Raw genomic sequence first — 19348 nt, forward strand, 5'->3', positions numbered from 1 at the left:
ATCGGCGGAAACGTATGGCTGACCTACAGTGTGCCGGATCATTCGATCGTATATCACAAGAGTGAAATAAAAGTACGGGACAATAATCCATTGCCAGAGGCATTGAATTTTGTGATATAAATTTTCTTTTAACAACTACCAAAATAATAAATATGAAAGCGAATACCATTTTAGAAACAATCGGAAATACCCCGCACCTGAGGCTTAACAGGCTTTTTGGAAACGATCATGAAGTGTGGGTGAAACTCGAAAAAAATAATCCCGGGGCAAGCATTAAAGACAGGATCGCGTTGGCGATGATCGAAGATGCTGAAGCGAAAGGATTGTTGAATAAAGATAGCGTGATCATTGAACCTACAAGTGGCAATACCGGTATCGGGTTGGCACTGGTAGCTGCGGTTAAAGGGTACAAACTGATCCTGGTGATGCCGGAAAGCATGAGTGTGGAAAGAAGAAAGATCATGTCTGCCTATGGCGCAGAGTTTGTATTGACGCCCCGCGAAAAAGGAATGAAAGGGGCCATAGCAGCGGCTGTAGAGCTTGCCGAATCTACGCCTGGCGCATGGATACCACAGCAGTTCGACAATAAAGCAAATGTGGAGATCCATAAAAAAACAACTGCACAGGAGATACTGAACGACTTTCCGGAAGGCCTGGATTATATGATCACCGGTGTGGGAACCGGCGGCCATATCACCGGCGTTGCCGAAATATTGAAAGCGAAATTTCCAAACCTGAAAGTGTTTGCAGTAGAGCCGGAACTGTCGCCGGTATTGAGTGGTGGCGCTCCATCGCCGCATCCGCTACAGGGAATCGGGGCAGGATTTGTTCCATCGATCTTAAATACCGGTGCATTGGATGGTATCATCCAGGTGGGGAAAGATGAATCATATGCATTTGCACAGCGAGCTGCAAAAGAGGAAGGATTGTTTGTGGGAGTGTCCTCCGGTGCCTCCCTGGCCGCTGTCGCAAAAAAATTAGCAGATATTCCAAAAGGTTCGAAAATACTGACGTTCAACTATGATACCGGAGAGAGGTATTTATCAATCGAAGGTCTGTATTAAATTAGAACAGTCATTGCGAGAAACGAAGCAATCTCCTCTAAAGGTTTTGGATTTTGTTTAGAAGAAGTTTCGTTCAGCACAATGAAAAATGAATAGAATTTTATCCTACTAAAAAAGTAGACTGTATGAGTGTCGTAACATCAAAAGGCAAAGTGATACTGGCGGCTGCTGGTCCGGGCGATCCGGAACTGGTGACGATGAAAGCTGCCCGTTATCTCGGTATGGCTGATGTGGTGCTTACCGACAGACTGGTAAGCGAAAAGATACTTGAACAGTTTGTTTCGCCCCGGGCAGAAATAATATCAGTAGGAAAACAATGCCGCCGTGGCGTATCCACTCCGCAAGAGACGATCAACGAACTATTGGTGGAGTATGCCTTACAGGGAAAATTTGTTGTAAGGCTGAAAGGTGGGGATGTTTCTATTTTTTCCAACATATTGGATGAGCTGGAAATTTTGAAAGCAAATGAAATAGAGTACGAGATCGTGCCGGGAGTTACAGCCGCATTAGGCGCAGCTGCTTATGCAGGCATCCCGCTCACTGCACGTGGTTATTCAATAGCGGTGCGGTTTCTTACATACTACAAATCGGATGTGGTATCCGAAGAATACTGGAAGGAACTTGCGGAAACGAATGATACGCTGGTGCTGTATATGAGCAGCGAAACGTTGGCAACTGTGGTAGAAAAATTGCGGCAGTACAATATTTCACCTGATAAATTACTCGCGGTAGCAGAGCAGGCCACCACTCCGATGCAGAACATTCATATCAGCAGCTTTGATGGTTATGAAGAAAAACTGGCCGGTAAAAAATTCCTGTCGCCTTCGTTGGTGATCATCGGGAAAGTGGTGGCGTTGCATCAGCAATTTGCATGGCTGCAAAACAGTGGCAGTACCGAATATTATTTCGAGCCACTGGTGGCAAAAGTTAACAGCATTACGGATAATCAAAAAGCAGGGAAACATGTTAGCAGAGCTTAAACTAAAAGCGTTGACAGATCTCACGGCGCTTCTCACAAAAGAAGAGTTGATATGGGCCAACGGATATATTTCCGGTCTGGTAACGGATGCTGCTGCGCCAAAGCCATTACCCGATGTGGCCTCCGGCGTAGCCGCCAAAAAGATCACCATCGCTTACGGAACAGAAACCGGCAATGCAAAAAAGCTTGCCGTTGATTTTGCCGCCAAGGCAAAAAAGAATGGCGTGAATGCAAAATTGGTGAGCCTTGATCAATATCGCCTCAACGACCTTTCCAGGGAAGAATATTTTGTTACCGTCATCAGCACACAGGGAGATGGTGAACCACCGATTGCTGCGCAAAAATTTTATGATCATTTGCATAACAATGGTTTCAGGATCCCTACGATGAAATATGCTGTGCTGGCATTGGGTGATACGGCTTACCCTATGTTTTGCAAAACCGGCGAAGATGTGGATACCCAATTGGAAAAACTCGGTGCCAGCCGTTTTTACCCGTTGCAGAAATGCGACCTGGATTATGAAACCGAAGCTGACAGATGGTTTGAGCAATTGCTGAGTTCGCTCGGAAATACTGTTACTGTTGCTCCTTATGCAAAACCCGTTGTGGCCGAACCGGCAAAAAAAACTACTGGCAAAAAAATATATACCGGTACGATCCTTTCAAGTATAGACCTGAATGCAAGAGGTTCGGATAAAAAAACATTTCACATCGAGATGGTGGCAGATGACCTGGATTATTTACCCGGAGATTCTATCGGCGTTGTGCCTGAAAATGATCCGCTGATAGTGCAGGAAATACTGGCATTGACAAAGATCGATGCGGACAGGATGGTTACTTATAAAACGGAAGAATTTACTATCGGCGAATTGCTGAATAAAAAACTGAACATCAGTTTTCTGCTGGAGAAATTCATTAAACAATATGGCATATTAGCCGCACAGGAATTGCCGGCTGAAAGGGTTGATCTTATTGATTTGTTGCGCAATTATCCTTTGTCGGATATTTACCAATACGAACCATTCATTCTTTCTTTGAATGCCATAGCGCCCCGCATTTACAACATTGCTTCTTCCATTAATGCGCATGGGAATGAAGTGCACATCATTGCACTGAAAGACGAATTTTTGGTGAAGGGGGCTAAACAGACCGGTCTTTGTTCTTTTTATTTCGATAATAAAAAGGAAGGCGATGAGATCAGTTTTTTCATACAGCCCAATAAACGTTTCCGACTTCCGGCGGAAGATAAAGATATCATCATGATCGGGCCTGGTACAGGCATCGCACCTTTCCGGTCTTTTGTGGCAGAGCGTGATGCTACCGGGGCTTCGGGCCGCAACTGGTTGTTCTTCGGAGAAGATGATTTTACAAGAAATTTTTATTATCAAACAGAATGGCAGAATTGGTTTGGTACAGGCGTACTCACCAATATTAATCTTGCTTTCAATAATGGTGCGGATGAAAGGGTGACGATTGAAACTAAGCTCCTCCAAAAAGCGGCGGGTTTGTTTGAATGGATCAGCGGTGGTGCGTATATCTACCTCTGCGGCGAAAAAGACCCGATGAGCAAGGAAGTGGAAGCCGCATTACTCGCCGTCATTGAACAGGAAGGAAAATTAACAAAACAAGAAGCTGTAAAATATTTTGAACAATTGAAAACAGATGGCAGGTATATGAAGGATGTGTATTAGTGAATAGTGAATAGTCAATAGTGAATAGTCAAGCCTTCGATGTTTAAGAAAGTAAAAGTTTGTGCTGCCTGGATTTAATTCGTGTAATTCGTGTAATCCATTCCGCTGCAAGCGGAATCAAATTAGTGAAATAAAAAAAATGTCAGAAAAAAAATTATCTGCAGTAGAAAAGATCAAGACCGAAAGCCATGGCCTTCGTGGAACGCTGCAGGAAAGCCTCAGGGATGAGATTACCGGTGCGGTACGTGAAGCCGACCATGCTTTGGTGAAGTTTCATGGAATGTATGAGCAGGACGATCGTGACCTCAGGGAAGAACGTGCGCAGAAAAAGCTGGATAAACTTTTTTCTTTCATGATCCGTATGCGTATCCCCGGCGGATTGATGACATCGGATCAGTGGGTGGCGGCGCATCATATTGCTGGCAAATATTCAACAGGTACCATCAAGATCACCACGAGGCAAACGATACAGCTGCATGGTATTTTGAAACATGATATCAAACCCACGTTGCAGGATTTTGATAAGGCAAAACTTGATTCCATTGCCGCCTGCGGCGATGTGAACCGGAATGTGGTCTGCAGCAGCAATCCCAAAGAATCTCCCTTGCATGAAGAGATACATGCTTATGCCGATAAGATCAGCAAAATGCTCTTGCCCAAAACACGGGCTTATTATGAAATATGGCTTGATGAGGAAAAAATAGAAGAGTACAGTGAAAATGACCCGTTGTACCAGGACAGGTACCTGCCAAGAAAATTCAAAATCGGGATTGGCATACCTCCCAATAATGATGTGGATGTATTAGCCAATGATCTTGGATTGATAGCAGTGATCGAAAATGAAAAACTGGTGGGCTTCAACATCGCGGTTGGTGGTGGTTTATCTACCACTCATGGCAATCCTGATACCTATCCACGCCTGGCCACTGTGATTGGTTTTACCGAAGGGGAAGAAAAAACAATGAAAGCGGTGTATGAAGTGCTGACCATTCAACGTGATTTTGGAAACAGGAGCGACCGCAAGCTGGCTCGGCTGAAATACACCCTGGATAATATGGGTGTTGAAACATTTAAAAAAGAACTGGAGCAAAGGATCGGATTTGAGCTTGAACCGGTCAGGCAGTATGAATTCAAAAAAAGAATTGATTTATATGGCTGGATGCAGGATCATGAAAACAACTGGCATTATACATTGTTTGTAGAAAACGGGCGTGTGATGGATACGGAGGAAGTAGCATTGAAAGCTGCATTGCTTGAAATAGCAGAAACAGGAAGCGTGAATTTCAGGTTTACGAGTAATCAGAATGTTATCCTCAGTGATATTAAAGATGCGGATAAAAATAGTATAGAATCCATTCTGCAGAAATATGATATCATCACAAAGGATGCCGCGACTTCTTCGTTCAGAAAAAATGCGATCTCCTGTGTAGCGCTGCCCACCTGCCCCCTGGCGTTGGCGGAAGCGCAGCGGTACCTTCCCGATCTTATCACAAAAGTGGAACCGATCCTGGCAAAATATGATTTGTCTGATGATAACATCATTTCAAGGATGACCGGTTGCCCCAACGGTTGCGCAAGACCTTATGCGGCCGAGATAGGATTTATAGGTACATCGGCCGGCCATTACAATCTGCACATTGGAGGAGACAGGGAAGGTACCAGGCTGAACGTGAAGTACAAAGAAAGCCTGGATGAGAATGGTTTGCTGCAAACATTAGATGAACTTTTTGCGGCTTATAAAACCGGCAGGATCGAAAAAGAAACATTCGGGGATTTTGCCACAAGAAAAATATTAGTAACCTCTGTTTAATAATCTGACATGCCAATAGAACAAGACATCACTGCTGTACCGGAAGATAACGTGAGCAACCGGCATACGGATTCGAACCATCTTTTCCCGGTTTTCCTTAAGCTGGAAGAACTGAATGTGTTATTGGTAGGTGCCGGAAAAGTAGGATTGGAAAAGCTTACGGCGATATTGAATAATTCTCCCTCAACTAAAGTAACGGTGGTGGCGGCTGAAATAAGTGATGACGTAAAACTACTGGCATCCTTACATCCATCCGTAAGACTGGAAGAAAAAAAATACGATTACACCGACTTGGAGAATAAGGAAGTGGCGATCATCGCTATAGACGATAAAGCTACAAGTGCATTCATCCGCAACGAAGCCAAACAGCGGAATATATTGGTGAATGTGGCAGATACGCCGGATCTGTGCGATTTTTACCTGGGATCAATTGTGCAGAAGGGAAATCTCAAGATCGGGATTTCTACCAATGGCAAATCACCCACAACAGCTGTCCGCTTAAAAGAAGTGTTGAATAATGCATTACCAGAGCAACTGAATGACATTATAAAAAATCTCAACTCCATACGCAACAAACTCAATGGAAATTTTGAAGCCAAAGTAAAAAAACTGAATGATATCACTAAAGTGTTGGTAGAAAATGATTCTGCAGAAAAGGAGCGCAACTGGAAACGTATTGCCACTTATTCTGTTTCGGCTTTTGCATTCATGCTCATCGGGCATTTCATTTTTTCTTATATCCCGTTCCATACAATAAAGGATACAGCAGTCAATCTCTACGGCCAGCTTGATAAAACGTTTCCGTGGATGGTATTAGCCGGTTTTCTTGCACAACTTGTAGACGGTGCGCTGGGTATGGGCTACGGCGTTACAAGTGCTACAATATTATTGTCATCGGGTGTGAGCCTTCCTGCTATCAGCAGTAGTATACACACAGCAGAAATGTTTGCCAGCGGAGCATCAGGATATAGTCATTATAAGTTTGGTAATGTCAATAAAAAATTATTCTGGGCCTTGGTGGTACCTGGTGTCATCGGTGCCGTGATCGGTGCTGTTTTGTTAAGCGAATTTGGCAATTCGCATGCTTCGTGGCTAAAGCCGATCATGGCCATCTACACCATGTTTCTCGGAATAAAGATCATCATCACCGCATTCCGTAAAATGCAAAAAAAGAAAAACCTCAAGAATCATTGGTTACTTGCCGGGTCGGGCGGTTTCCTGGATTCCTTTGGCGGCGGAGGTTGGGGGCCGATCGTTACAACGACATTAATTTCACGGGGACGCAACCCTAAGTATGTTATCGGATCTGTAAGCCTTACAGAATTTTTTGTTACACTTGCGAGCGCCCTTACATTTTTTACACTCATGGGTGTAAGCCACTGGCAGGTGATATTAGCATTGATCGTAGGTGGATTACTTGCAGCACCTATAGCGGCTAAGCTTGCAGGAAGGCTTCCAAGAAAAGCTACGCTGATCCTGCTGGGCGTGCTGGTAATTATCTGGAGCCTGAAAATCCTCATCAACGTATTTTAAAAAAATAGAAATTTATTTAAAATAAATTGATGTATAATTTTAGTCTACTAAAACAATAGACTATATTTGCGCACAAATTTAGGTACCGTGATGAAAATTTTATCACACTGTATATTTTTAGTCTACCAAAATAATAGACTTAAGTTTAGCAAAATGAAAAGGATACAAAATAGTAAATCGCGATGTTGTTCATAGCCCGACACTATGATGAATGAAAACAATTTCCTGATACTTAAACGCTTTAAACCAAAACTTAAAATGAGAAAATTATTAGTGTTATTATTTATTTTACCAATAGCTGCTTCGGCGCAGCTGAATGGTACATTTATATTGAGTGGCCGTGTGATAGGAGAAAACCACGAGGGCCTTGCAAACTCATCCGTAGTGGTGAAAGGCACGTCTACCGGAACTATCAGCGACTCTACCGGGACTTTTTCGCTGGTAGTGAACCAGAAATTTCCTTTCAAGCTGGTGATCACATCTGTGGGATATGCAGTACAGGAGATAGAGGTGAAGAATGCTACATCAAAGGTAGCAGTCCAATTGAACACACAAACTTACCTCGCAAATGAAGTGGTGGTAACCGCCAGCCGGGTTGCAGAAAAGATCCTTCGTTCCCCGGTAAGCATTGAAAAGCTGGATATCAAGGCGCTTAAGGAAACTCCTGCGGCTTCTTTCTATGATGCTCTTGGAAACGTGAAAGGTTTGCAGTTGACTACTTCTTCCATCACATTTAAAATTCCGAATACACGTGGATTTAATATCCCCAACAACTTCCGCTTCATGCAGATGGTGGACGGGATAGATATGCAGGCGGCAACACTTGGTGTACCATTGGGTAACGCGATCGGTCCCACAGAGCTGGATATCCAAAGCATAGAGGTTACGCCAGGTGCGGCTTCTGCGTTGTACGGCATGAACGCGATCAATGGGTTGGCTAACCTGCTTACAAAAAATCCTTTCACCACGGAAGGGCTGAGTGTGTTTCAACGTACGGGTGTAAACCATGTGGATGAAAAAGATCATTCTGCCGGGATCCTCACCGAGACTGCATTACGCTACGCAAAAGTACTGATCAAAGACAAGCTTGCTTTCAAGGTAAATGGTAGTTACCTGCAGGCTATCGACTGGATATCGGATACAAGGCTTGATCAGAATCCTAACACAAGGAACACAGCAAACCCTGCCTATCCTGCATTGAATGGTTCAAACAATATCGTATTCGACGGCTGGAATAAATACGGTGATGATGCACTGGCAGGAAGTAATACTGTTTCAATTACGGGCCTCACGATCGATGGCGCTGCAAATAAAACACTAACGGTGGCGCGTACGGGCTATTGGGAAAAAGACCTGGTAGATCCAAAAGTGGATAACCTGAAGCTCGACGGGGCAGTGCATTATAAATTCAATACTAATACAGAGATATCCTACAGCTATCGTTTCGGCAAAATGGATGGTGTTTTCCAGCGTGGTAATAAAATTAAACTGGATAATGTGAGAGTACAAAATCACCAGTTGCAATTGAAAGGCAAAAATTATGTTGTGAAAGCATACATCACCAAAGAAAATACCGGCGATTCTTATAATGTAAAACCATTGGCTGATAATCTCGATCTTTATTCGGGAGGCAGTGCAAGTGTTTGGGGAGCAAAATATAAAACTGCCCTGAATGCTTATGCAGCCAATAATGGCGGTAGTCTTACTTCTGCCAATCTTGCGGCAGCTACACAGTATGCCCGCCAGCAGGCTGACCTGGGACGTGCGGAGCCCGGCACTGCCAGGTTTGAAGCCCTGAAAGATACGATCATCAGCATCAATAACTGGGATATTAAATCATCTGCAATTCCCAATGCACCTGTTACCGGTGGAGCAGCGCTGGTGCAAAAGAGTAACCTGTATCATATCGAAGGGCAATGGGATCTTACGGAAAAAGTGAAATTTGTAAACGTGCTTGTTGGTGGCGATGCCCGTGTGTATGAGTTGATTCCTGACGGAAATAATTTCGTGGACTTTAAACGTCCTATCGCCGACAGGAATACTCCTTTGCCGGATGGTTCTTATGGAAGTAAGATACACTATAAAAAATTCGGTGGATTTGTACAGCTGACAAAATTATTATTGCAGGATAAACTGAAACTCACTGGTTCCATTCGCGGAGATTACAATCCGGAATTTTCTACCAAATTCACACCACGCCTTGCCGCAGTATATACGCTTAAAGAGAAACACAATTTCCGCGTTACTTTTCAGCAGGGTTATCGATTCCCTGCTTTGTTTGAGGCATTGTCTTACGTGAATAATGGAAGGGTGAAACGTGTTGGTATTCTTCCGGTCATTAATGAAGGACTCGGCTATCGGGATAACAGCTACACACAATCTTCTGTGGCCATCTTCAATGCCGCAGTGAAAGCCGCTGGTAACACGGATGCAGCAGCATTGGCGAATCGTAGTTTGCTGCAGCCCGGTAATCTTCCGGAAGGAAAACCTGAAGGGATCAATTCATTTGAAATAGGGTACAAGAGTGTTTTGTTTGATAATAAACTTATAGTAGATGTGGATGCCTATGCTAACATTTATGATGGATTCCTGGGGCAGGTGCAGGTATATGTTCCGATCGGCGAAACAATCGGCAGTGATGCAGCTGTGATTGCAATGGTAGATCGCAACAGGGATGCTACCACGGCAAGCGGTGGAAACAGCGCAAGCAAAGGACAGGAGCGCTACAGGGTATACACGAATGCCAAAAATAAATACACTACATATGGTTCTTCATTAGGTCTCACGTATAATTTTTACAAGACCTTCACCATTTCCGGCAACCTTAATTTTAATGATATCAAAGGAAATGCAACGCCTGATCTTTTCGTTACAGGCTTCAACACTCCAAAATGGACATCGAATATTTCTTTCGGAAACAGGGCTATCACAAGAAATGTAGGTTTTAATATCGTATGGAAATGGCAGGAAAGCTTCCTGTGGGAAAGCCCGCTGGTAACAGGCCAGGTAGCAGCTATCAATAATATAGATGCGCAGGTGACTTATCGTATTCCTAAAGTAAAATCTACCGTGAAATTCGGCGGAACCAATCTTCTTAATAACAGGCGCATCCAGTATGCAGGCGGCCCAACGATCGGTGCATTGTATTATGTAGCGATAACAGTGGATGGCTTGTTGAAATGATGATGCCAGATGCTGGTTACCGGATGCCGGATGTCTTAATAGTTAGAATTTCGCTAAGATATCCGGCATCCGGTAACCGGTATCTTTTTACAACCAATCCCGGAGTTTTGCCGTGATCTTTTCTGTCTCTATCAGAAATCCATCATGCCCATAATCGGAATCGATCTCTGCATAAGTAGCATTGGGTATGGCAGTAGCCAAATGTTTTTGTTCATTAACGGGGCAAAGGATATCGCTGCTAATGCCTATCACCAGTGTCTTTTGAGTAATTGAGGCGAGCACGCTGTCAATATTTCCCCCTCGTCCTCTTGCGATATGATGACTGTCCATGGCTTTTGTAAGCAGCCAGTAGGAATGTGTGTTGAAACGGGAAGCAAGTTTTTGTCCCTGGTAATTTATGTAGGAACTGGCACGGTAATCGTCTGTTTTTTCGGTATCCGTATCCGATTGTTTCTGAACAAAATTATTATAATTCCTGTAGCTCAGGATACCGATGGCCCTCGCGGCTTTCAATCCATTTTGTCCGGCGTGGGGAATGGCGGTGTTCCAGGTGGGATCGGCTTCGATAGCGAGCCTTTGAGCCGAATGAATACCAATTCCCCAGGCGCTTTCGGTGGCGGAAGTAACCAGCAGGAATAAATTTTCAATCCTGTCTTTTTCCATCACACACCATTCGAGTGCCTGGTAACCGCCCATGCTACCACCGATGAGCAGATGTATTTTTTTTATTCCCAAATGTTCGCGTAGCAGCTGGTGAGCCTGTACCATGTCGCGTATGGTAACCTGCGGAAAATTCTGCTGGTAAGGTTGCTGCGTGGCAGGATCGATACTTGCTGGTCCGGTACTGCCATAGCAGGAACCGATGATGTTGGCGCAGATGATGAAATGTTTTTCCGGCGAAATAAAACAACCTTCACCCACCAATCCCGGCCACCAGGAAGCAACTTCCGCATTCGCCGTAAGCGCATGGCAAACCCATACAACGTTTGAAGCGTCCGCATTCAGCTCGCCATAAGTAGCATAATTGATCGTTATGCCATTTAATATCTTCCCGTTTTCTAATGTAAAAGGATGTGAATGGATATATTCCTTCATCAGCAAATTAAAGTTTCAAAATGCAAAGTAAAGGCATGCTTGAATTACATTTGCATAAATATTGTAAAATGGTGAAAATAGCATTAGACAGGGTGCAGGGCGATTATGGCTTTGAAGCCACCGATACCGAAGGGCATATTGTAAGGATTGACGGCAGCGAAGCCATTGGCGGTACCGGATTCGGCGTTCGCCCGATGCAGCTACTGCTGATGGGACTAGGTGGTTGCAGCGCCATCGATATAGTATCTATTTTAAAGAAACAACGCGAAACAGTCGAAGGTTTTTCCATGCACATTGAAGGAGAGCGTGAGCCGGGAAAAGAACCGTCTCTCTGGAAGAATGTACACATCGTTTTTACATTGAAAGGAAATATAGATCCTGCAAAAGCAACCAAAGCTTGTGCTTTATCCATGGAAAAATATTGTTCGGTTGCTGAAACACTGAAGAAAGGCGGCACCCTGCTCACATGGGAATCAAGGGTTGAAAAAATAGAAAATAATTAATCGTTTATAATTAATAATGAATAATTCTTTCATCGGAAATAATTTTCATTTTAATGAAAAGACTTTCAACCTGGCAAATTCTTAATTCTTAATCTTTAATTCTTAATTGATTTATGCATCCTTCTACTAAAGCCATACGCACGCAAATCAATCGTACCGATGAAATGGAGCATGCTACGCCCATGTTTCTTACCAGCAGTTTTTGTTTTGATAATGCTGAAGATATGCGTGCTGCGTTCGCCGACGAATCGGATGATAATATCTATAGCCGTTTCAGCAATCCAAATGTAAATGAGTTTACAGATAAGATGGTGGCGCTCGAAGGCGCCGAGGGAGGCTTTGCCACCGCATCGGGCATGAGTGCGGTCTTTGGGGCTTTTATGGCGTTGTTGAAAAAAGGGGATCACTTATTGTCCTGTAGTTCCATATTCGGAAGTACACACACAGTGATAAAAAAATACCTCCCGAATTTCGGAATAGAATATAGCTACGTGGCTGCCGATAAACCAGGAGACTGGGAAGCGGCTATTCGACCTAATACCAAGATGATCTATGTTGAAACACCAACCAATCCCGGCCTGGAGGTGATAGATCTTGAGATGTTAGGCGCATTGGCCAAAAAACACAATATCATTCTCAATGTAGATAATTGCTTTGCCACACCATTCGGCCAAAGGCCGATAGAGTATGGAGCAGACCTGGTAGTACATTCCGCCACTAAATGGATCGACGGTCAGGGAAGAGTATTGGGTGGAGTGATAGTGGGCAAAAAAGAATTGATTCATGAAATTTATTTGTTTTGTCGCAGCACAGGGCCTGCTTTATCGCCCTTTAACGCATGGGTATTGAGTAAAAGCCTCGAAACACTGGATGTACGGATGGAACGGCATGCAAAAAATGCGCTGGCAATTGCCACGACACTGGAAGGGCATGAAAAATTATCTTTCGTGCGGTATCCTTTTCTAAACAGCCATCCGCAACATGAGATCGCGATAAAACAAATGAAGAACGGTGGAGGTATCGTGTGTTTTGAATTGAAAGGCGGATTGGATTCCGGCCGCAATTTTCTTAATAACCTGAAAATGTTATCGCTCACCGCCAATCTCGGCGATACAAGAAGCATTGCTTCGCACCCCGCCAGCACAACACATGCGAAACTAACGGAAGAAGAACGCCGGTCGGTGAACATAACGCCGGGACTTATCCGCATTTCTGTAGGCCTCGAACATGTGGATGATATTCTGGCCGATATTCTGCAGGCGCTGGATAAAAGTTAATTTCACGCAAAGCCGCAAAGAAAAGCAAAGGCGCAAAGAACAATACTTTGCGCCTTTTGTATTTTAGCTTTGCGCCTTTGCGTGAAACCTAATTCAACTTTTTCAACTGCTGCATCAGTGCCCTGAATTCCTTTGGTACTTCTGCCACCAGTTCAAGTTTTTCTCCATCGGCAGTTTCAAAAATCAGTTTATAAGAATGCAATGCCAGCCTTGAGATCATCGGTCGTTCTTCGTCATCATGTTTGCTTAACCTGAATTTTTTCTTGATAGCAGATAACAACACCGGTTTGCCATCACCATACATATCATCAACCGCTAACGGATGACCGATCTCTTTTGAATGCACCCTTATCTGGTGTGTACGGCCGGTATGCAGTTGAAACGAAACCATCGAATAATATTTGTTACCCTCCATCACTTCATAACTTGTGTGCGAAGGTTTTCCATTGCGGTGGACATTCATAGTTCCTTTATGGGCGGGGTTTTCGCCGATAGGGGCTTCAATTTCTCCTTTGTCATTGGCAGGTCTGCCCAGCACGATCCCTACGTAATATTTCTCCACTTTCCTGTCTTCAAAAAGTTTGGAAAGATATTTATGCGTTGCCTCGTTTTTTGCAAACAATACCAATCCGCTGGTGTCTTTATCCAGGCGATGAACTGTAAATATATCCCCGTATTTATCTTTCAGGTATTCCTTCAGGGATTTTTCAGTTTGCTCCCGATCAGGAATGGTCAGTAACCCGGAAGGTTTGTTGATAGCAACAAAGTCGTCATTTTCATAAACAACGGTAAAATTATTTTTTGCCACCTTTGCTGTTTTTATTGAATTCTTTTTTCTCGCTGTGTGTCTTGAATTTTCTGGCTTTAGGGATTTTTACCTCTTTTTCTTTACCAGCTTTTTTGCTTACGGGGATTGTTTTTTCTCCGATAGCCTCGGCGATCTCTTTATCAGTAAGCTTTGGCTCTGCCGCTTTTTTGGTTTCAAGAGGCGCTGCAGTTTTTTTACTGTCTGTTTTTATTTCCTCTTTGACGGCATCCGTTTTTTTGCTTTTCTTTTTCGATTCATTCATGTATTTCAACAAACGAATTTCTTTTTCGCTCAGGTAACGCCACTTGCTGCGCTCAACATTTTTCTTTGTCAATCCTGCATACATCACCCTGTCGAGGCCTTTCACATCATAACCCAACGATTCGAAAATACGGCGTACGATCCTGTTTCTGCCGCTATGTATTTCAATTCCGATGATAGATTTATCCTTGCTATCAGCATACGCCAGGCTGTCAACCAATATCAGTCCATCTTCTAACGTAAGCCCGGCCAGTATTTCATCGAAATGTGCTTTGGTAAGATTTTTATCCAGCTTTACTTCATATATTTTTTTGATCTCGTAGCTGGGATGAGACAGTTTTTGTGTCAGATCACCATCATTCGTCAGCAATAAAACTCCGGAGGTATTTCTATCGAGCCTGCCGATCGGGTATACACGTTCTGTGGTCGCTTTCTGTATCAGTTGGAGAACTGTTTTGCGCCCCTGCGGATCATCTGTTGTGGTGATGTAATCCTTCGGTTTGTTGAGTAATATGTAGACAAGATTCTTGGTAACAAATAATTTCTTTCCGTTGAAAACGATCTCGTCATTCGGCTGAACCTTGTACCCAGGCTCTGTCGCCGGGTTGCCATTTACTTTCACCAGGCCTTTGCTGATCAGTTCCACCGCATCCCTGCGGGAAGAAACCCCGCAATGTGCCAGGAATTTATTCAATGGCATCACTTCATCGGTTGTTTTCTGGCCGGAAACTACGGGAGTTTTGATAACAGGTTTTGAAACATTCGCGATAGCTTTTTCCACGGTTGTTGCAGGCGTAGAAGATGGCAACGGAAGCCCTTTTTTCTTAGCCATTCTTGCCTGGTACTTTTCTTCCTTCAGCTTATCGAAATAAGCGTTTTTCTCTTTTCTGGCTTGTTTTTTTTCCTGGCGAAATTGTTCTTTTACAACGCTGTTTTTCTTTTTAGCGGTAAATTTTTTGAAACCGTCCTGGCTCATAATGTAGATTTTTTGCTGTTTTCCAACAGTAGATGAGTTACAAAGGTACTGTTTAAATAAAAAAAGCGCAACTATTGTTGCGCTTCGGTTTAGGTTCGGGTATTCTTGCTTATTTAGATAATTTCCTATATTTGCCTTTGCCTTCTTTCTTCATTTCGTCCATTTTCTTCAACTGATCGGCTGTCAGTACGGTTTTACGTTGTTCGTTCGCTGCAGCTTTGATCGTCTTTATTTTTTCCTTCTTCTGTTCTTTGGTCAGGGACTGATCTGCTTTCAGGGCTTTCATCTGCTGGTGAGTGGCTTCACGCTGCGATTTTAGTTTTGCAGCCTGGTCATTGCTCAGGCCCAGTTTTTCCTGCATTTCTTTAGCCTTTTTTTCGTGCATTTCTTTTCTTTTGGCCTGCATCTCGGTTTTGTTCTTTGCCATTGCAGAGCGCTGGTCGGCAGTAAATACGCCATTCATTTTTTCTTTTCGCTGCTCTTTGGTCAGCGATTTATCTTCCTTGATAGATTTTAACTGGCTTTTTTGGGCATCCGAAAGATTAATACCTTTCATCATTTCTTTGTGACCGCCGTGATGCTTATGTTCTTGTTTAACTTTAGGATCTGTGGTTTTCCTGATTTCCTGTGCTGAAGCAGCGAATGTAAAAGCTGCAAATGCGAATGATAATGCGATTATTTTTTTCATGATTTTTTTTGTTTTTAATTGTTTTGCGTGCCGTCATAGACGCAGTGCTGTTCCAATAGTTTAATAAAAGAACTGTTAACGATTTTTGTAATACTGAATTTTGGTATTAATGCATTGATTTTGAGTTGATTGAGAACAATTGTTAATTTCAAAATAATTTTACTTTAAATTGAACGAAACCGATTCACGGTTGTACAGCACATTATGAAACTATTTTTCAGCATCATTTTATCTACGACCATTTTGTTTACTCAGGCGCAATCTCAGTCTGTAAACAAACCTCAGCAGATAGAAGCTGCCACCAGTGCCATCCCTTCGGTGAAGGTGGCGGCCCAGGCCGGAAACTGGAAACAACAGGTAAAACTGACACCGGCTGATGCAAATGCATGGTTCAATTATTACAATTGGGTAGATCGCGACAAGGCGCTGTCCGGAACAGAAAAGGCGAAAGAACTCAAAGAAGCTTTGAGCACTTCCAGGCAATACATTGTCGGCACCTGGCAATATTCGCTCATGATATTTCTGCAATCGGGTAAAAAAGATAGTGCGGCTTTATCCGATGCATTGCGATTGGCCGAAGATAAAACCGCGGTGTACCCTTATGCTGCGCAGTTGGCGATCATCAAAGAAAACAGGCAATCGTTGAGAGAATACTGTTTACTGATCAATAAGGCAGCTCCGATGCCGAAGAGTAAATATGAATATCATTACAATACATTGATGTCTGCGGAGCAAAACGGGATCATTTATGCCAAAGGCTTGAACGATCTGGTGCCGCTCGCCATCCTTCAACAGGTTTATGGAATACGGCCTGATATAGGATTGAAATATTACGACAATACGGTTTCAACTGATGCTTATTTATGTCTTTCATTGGGAAAGGAAATATTGGAAAAATATCCGGATGCATTATATACGGGTTTATTGATCAGAACAAAAAAAGCGCAGAATTTTTCTCTGGAAAAAATATTCGAAAATTTTTCTTTTCAATACCTGGATGCGGTTAATTTTCTCGATGAGGAAGACAGGCTTATTTACCGGAATTATCTTCCATCATTGATCATTCAATACAAAAATTACTTAGAAAATAATGACCCTAAGGCTTCGGCAAGTAAAAGCCGGATCGATCACCTGGCAATGCTGACCGGGACAACCGAAATGGTGAAAAATCTGTTGAACCGATAATACTATTGCTGAGCATGATATCCAGGCTTTCATACAAAACATACCGCGATGAAGAATTGCTGCCCTTTATAAAAAAAGGGTACACAGCCGCATTCGATGAATTGTATGAACGTTATGGACAAAAATTGTTCAGTTATTTTTTCAGGATGCTGTGGAAAAATAAAGAACTGGCGGAAGATTGCACACAAGATATTTTTATCAAGCTGATCAAACATGCGGAGGGTTTTGATGAGACAAGAAATTTTTCAACCTGGATATATAGCATTGCAAACAATATGTGTAAAAATGAATATCGAAAAAAAGAGGTGCGGGTGCTGCATCAGCAACTGGAGAAGCCGGTGCTGGCTGTAAGTGCTGTCAATCCCGATATGCGACGGTTCAGGGAAGCGGTTCATTCCTGTACCAATGAATTACCTGAAGAAAAAAAGGCGCTCTATATCCTGCGGTTCCAGGAAAATCTTTCGGTACCGGATATCAGCAGCATTCTGGGTATTCCAGAAGGAACGATCAAGTCTCGGATATTTTATTTGCTCAAAGAGATGAAAGAAAAACTCAGGGATTTTGAAACATTATCTATTTATCCATAAATAACTTTTATGCAGGCAGATGAGATCATACAACAAAAAGAATGGGTTGAATTGAATGCCGAAGAAAAGGCATCCTTGCAGGAGTTGGCCGCAACAGAGCAGGAATTTAACCTGTTGAAAAAAATGCTGCAGGTCTCTGCTGAAGAAAATGAGGAAGTTCCGGTAGTTTCAGCGCATGTTAAAGACGAGCTTCATGCCATGGTAGTATCTGGAAAAAGATCACATACACGCTACTGGTATGCAGCTGCGGCAGCGATACTGTTGTTCATTGCGGGAGCCATTTTTTTACCAAAAGAAAAACATACCGACATTCCATTGGTGAAAACAGATACGCCTGTTTATGATAGTTCTCCTGCAATTGCAGGAAATAATCATACAGTACCTGATACCAATACTTTTCAGCCCCAACAGAAAAAACCTGTTGATAAGATTTTCATCGCGAAAGTTTTACCTCAAAAAAAAGTTCAGCAGCCAGAGGTTGACAATACGGATAAAAATTTGCAGGTATACGCTTCCGTTTGTAAAACGGTAAGTGATGAAAAAGAACTGCTTGACCTGGTGACAGAAATTTATTAAACTATTTTTGAACGATTTTCCTGGTGGTGTGTACAGCTAAGAAAATCAAATATGAAAAAATTATTCTCACTTTCTGCTATTTTATTCGCAGCGCTTTTTTCTTATCATTCTTCATTTGCCCAGATCGCCGGCAATGCAGTAACGAGTGGTAATAACACTTTCGGTAATCCAGGCTACATCACACCTCCGGTCAATCTTGCTATCAACAATTACAGCAGCGCAAATTTTTCTTCCCTGCTTGAGGCCAATGTGATGATCAATGTGAAAGCTACTTCTTATGTGGCGATCTTCAGCCTTACACAATTTGGTAAAACTGTAGAAGAAGCAGAAACCGCCATGCGTGCCCGCACGGATATCTTTCAGAATATGCTGAAGCAGCAAGGGCTGGGAGCGCAATTCATCTTTACAGATCCGGTGAGCATGGTGCCTACTTATGAAACTGAAGTGACAGAAAAAAAACTCAGCAAGACTTTCAACGAAGTGCCTACAGGTTTTGAAATGAAAAAGAATGTGCATGTCACTTTTAAAGAGCAAAACCAGATCAACGAGATCATAGCGCTGGCCGCGAAAGCAGAGGTGTATGACCTGGTGAAAGTGGATTATAATATTGATGATAAAGACGCGATACTCGCTCAGCTCAGGGCGGAAGCATTGAGGATTTTGATGGATAAAAAACAGGTTATGGAAAAAGCGGGTATCCGTACCCGTTTCAGCAATGTGGGTGAAATGCAGGGCGAAGCATTTCCTGCAGAACGTTATGCGCAATATTATGCTTACAAGGCAGGGCTGGCACCGTATTATGCGAATGCCAAAAAGGACAGGCAAGGGCAGCCCATCCCGGTGCAATACAATTATGCTGAAAAGCAAAAGACAAGTTATTATGATAAGGTGACGGACAAACAATTTGATAAGGTCATCAATCCTGTTGTAAATGAGCCGATGGTACAGATATATTTTTCATTAAAGGGGCAGTTCACTATTTACGATGCTGAAAGGGAGGAGCAGGATAAGGCTTACAATACCAGGGTAAGGGAATTTCAGCTGAAAGAAATGGAATTGAACCTGGAACTGAAGCGTAAAGAGCTGGGGCTTCCTAATAAATCATCTGTAGCAAAAAAATAATCAACTTTTT

General features: G+C 43.0%; 16 protein-coding genes. 12 read left to right on the forward strand and 4 right to left on the reverse strand.

Translation table 11 applies throughout. The annotated features are described in order from the left end of the window. Positions 1-152: 152 nt before the first annotated feature. From cysK to EGI32_RS08965, 6 genes are all read left to right on the forward strand, one after another. Complete coding sequence (gene cysK / locus EGI32_RS08940) at positions 153-1064, forward strand: cysteine synthase A (RefSeq protein ID WP_255155051.1); 912 nt, start codon at positions 153-155, stop codon at positions 1062-1064. Positions 1065-1189: 125 nt separating this feature from the next. Beyond that, positions 1190-2044 (forward strand): uroporphyrinogen-III C-methyltransferase, encoded by an 855-nt coding sequence (gene cobA, locus EGI32_RS08945; protein ID WP_255155052.1) that lies wholly within the window; start codon positions 1190-1192, stop codon positions 2042-2044. Then, positions 2028-3734 carry a sulfite reductase flavoprotein subunit alpha gene (locus EGI32_RS08950; RefSeq protein ID WP_255155053.1) on the forward strand — a complete coding sequence of 569 codons (1707 nt, stop codon included), beginning with the start codon at positions 2028-2030 and terminating at the stop codon, positions 3732-3734. The genes cobA and EGI32_RS08950 overlap by 17 nt, the downstream gene beginning before the upstream one ends. Before the next feature lie 61 nt (positions 3735-3795). After that, complete coding sequence (gene cysI / locus EGI32_RS08955) at positions 3796-5544, forward strand: assimilatory sulfite reductase (NADPH) hemoprotein subunit (RefSeq protein WP_255155054.1); 1749 nt, start codon at positions 3796-3798, stop codon at positions 5542-5544. A 9-nt stretch (positions 5545-5553) separates the two neighbouring features. After that, the gene (locus EGI32_RS08960; protein ID WP_255155055.1) at positions 5554-7077 is read left to right on the forward strand and encodes a TSUP family transporter; all 1524 of its coding nucleotides are present in this window, start codon (positions 5554-5556) and stop codon (positions 7075-7077) included. A 258-nt stretch (positions 7078-7335) separates the two neighbouring features. Beyond that, a complete protein-coding gene (locus tag EGI32_RS08965; protein WP_255155056.1) occupies positions 7336-10260 on the forward strand; it encodes a TonB-dependent receptor in 2925 nt (974 codons plus the stop codon). Between the two features lie 87 nt (positions 10261-10347). Here EGI32_RS08965 and metX read toward each other — a convergent pair whose 3' ends face one another. After that, the gene (gene metX, locus EGI32_RS08970) at positions 10348-11355 is read right to left on the reverse strand and encodes a homoserine O-acetyltransferase (protein ID WP_255155057.1); all 1008 of its coding nucleotides are present in this window, start codon (positions 11353-11355) and stop codon (positions 10348-10350) included. 68 nt (positions 11356-11423) lie between these two features. Here metX and EGI32_RS08975 point away from each other — a divergent pair, with 68 nt between their 5' ends. Next, on the forward strand, positions 11424-11858 hold the full coding sequence (locus EGI32_RS08975; RefSeq protein WP_255155058.1) for an OsmC family protein: 435 nt from the start codon (positions 11424-11426) through the stop codon (positions 11856-11858). A gap of 113 nt (positions 11859-11971) precedes the next feature. Continuing rightward, positions 11972-13135 carry a PLP-dependent aspartate aminotransferase family protein gene (locus tag EGI32_RS08980; RefSeq protein ID WP_255155059.1) on the forward strand — a complete coding sequence of 388 codons (1164 nt, stop codon included), beginning with the start codon at positions 11972-11974 and terminating at the stop codon, positions 13133-13135. An 88-nt stretch (positions 13136-13223) separates the two neighbouring features. On the opposite strand, the gene EGI32_RS08985 is transcribed toward EGI32_RS08980, so the two are convergent. From EGI32_RS08985 to EGI32_RS08995, 3 genes are all read right to left on the reverse strand, one after another. After that, a complete protein-coding gene (locus tag EGI32_RS08985; protein ID WP_255155060.1) occupies positions 13224-13943 on the reverse strand; it encodes an RluA family pseudouridine synthase in 720 nt (239 codons plus the stop codon). Then, a complete protein-coding gene (locus tag EGI32_RS08990) occupies positions 13930-15180 on the reverse strand; it encodes a pseudouridine synthase (protein WP_255155061.1) in 1251 nt (416 codons plus the stop codon). Before EGI32_RS08990 ends, EGI32_RS08985 begins: the two co-directional genes overlap by 14 nt. 109 nt (positions 15181-15289) lie before the next feature. Beyond that, positions 15290-15868 (reverse strand): hypothetical protein, encoded by a 579-nt coding sequence (locus EGI32_RS08995; RefSeq protein WP_255155062.1) that lies wholly within the window; start codon positions 15866-15868, stop codon positions 15290-15292. Positions 15869-16072: 204 nt separating this feature from the next. Here EGI32_RS08995 and EGI32_RS09000 point away from each other — a divergent pair, with 204 nt between their 5' ends. Genes EGI32_RS09000 through EGI32_RS09015 form a run of 4 tightly spaced genes read left to right on the forward strand, consistent with a single transcriptional unit; the run spans position 16073 to position 19338 of the window. Next, positions 16073-17053: a hypothetical protein gene (locus tag EGI32_RS09000; RefSeq protein ID WP_255155063.1), complete on the forward strand. Its 981-nt coding sequence runs from the start codon at positions 16073-16075 to the stop codon at positions 17051-17053. A gap of 14 nt (positions 17054-17067) precedes the next feature. After that, complete coding sequence (locus tag EGI32_RS09005; protein WP_255155064.1) at positions 17068-17640, forward strand: RNA polymerase sigma factor; 573 nt, start codon at positions 17068-17070, stop codon at positions 17638-17640. Between the two features lie 9 nt (positions 17641-17649). Further along, positions 17650-18216: a hypothetical protein gene (locus EGI32_RS09010; RefSeq protein WP_255155065.1), complete on the forward strand. Its 567-nt coding sequence runs from the start codon at positions 17650-17652 to the stop codon at positions 18214-18216. Between the two features lie 51 nt (positions 18217-18267). Continuing rightward, positions 18268-19338 carry an SIMPL domain-containing protein gene (locus tag EGI32_RS09015; protein WP_255155066.1) on the forward strand — a complete coding sequence of 357 codons (1071 nt, stop codon included), beginning with the start codon at positions 18268-18270 and terminating at the stop codon, positions 19336-19338. Positions 19339-19348 lie beyond the last annotated feature (10 nt).

The organism is Ferruginibacter sp. HRS2-29 (genome assembly GCF_024343615.1).
In the GTDB taxonomy this organism is placed as follows: Bacteria; Bacteroidota; Bacteroidia; order Chitinophagales; family Chitinophagaceae; genus Ferruginibacter.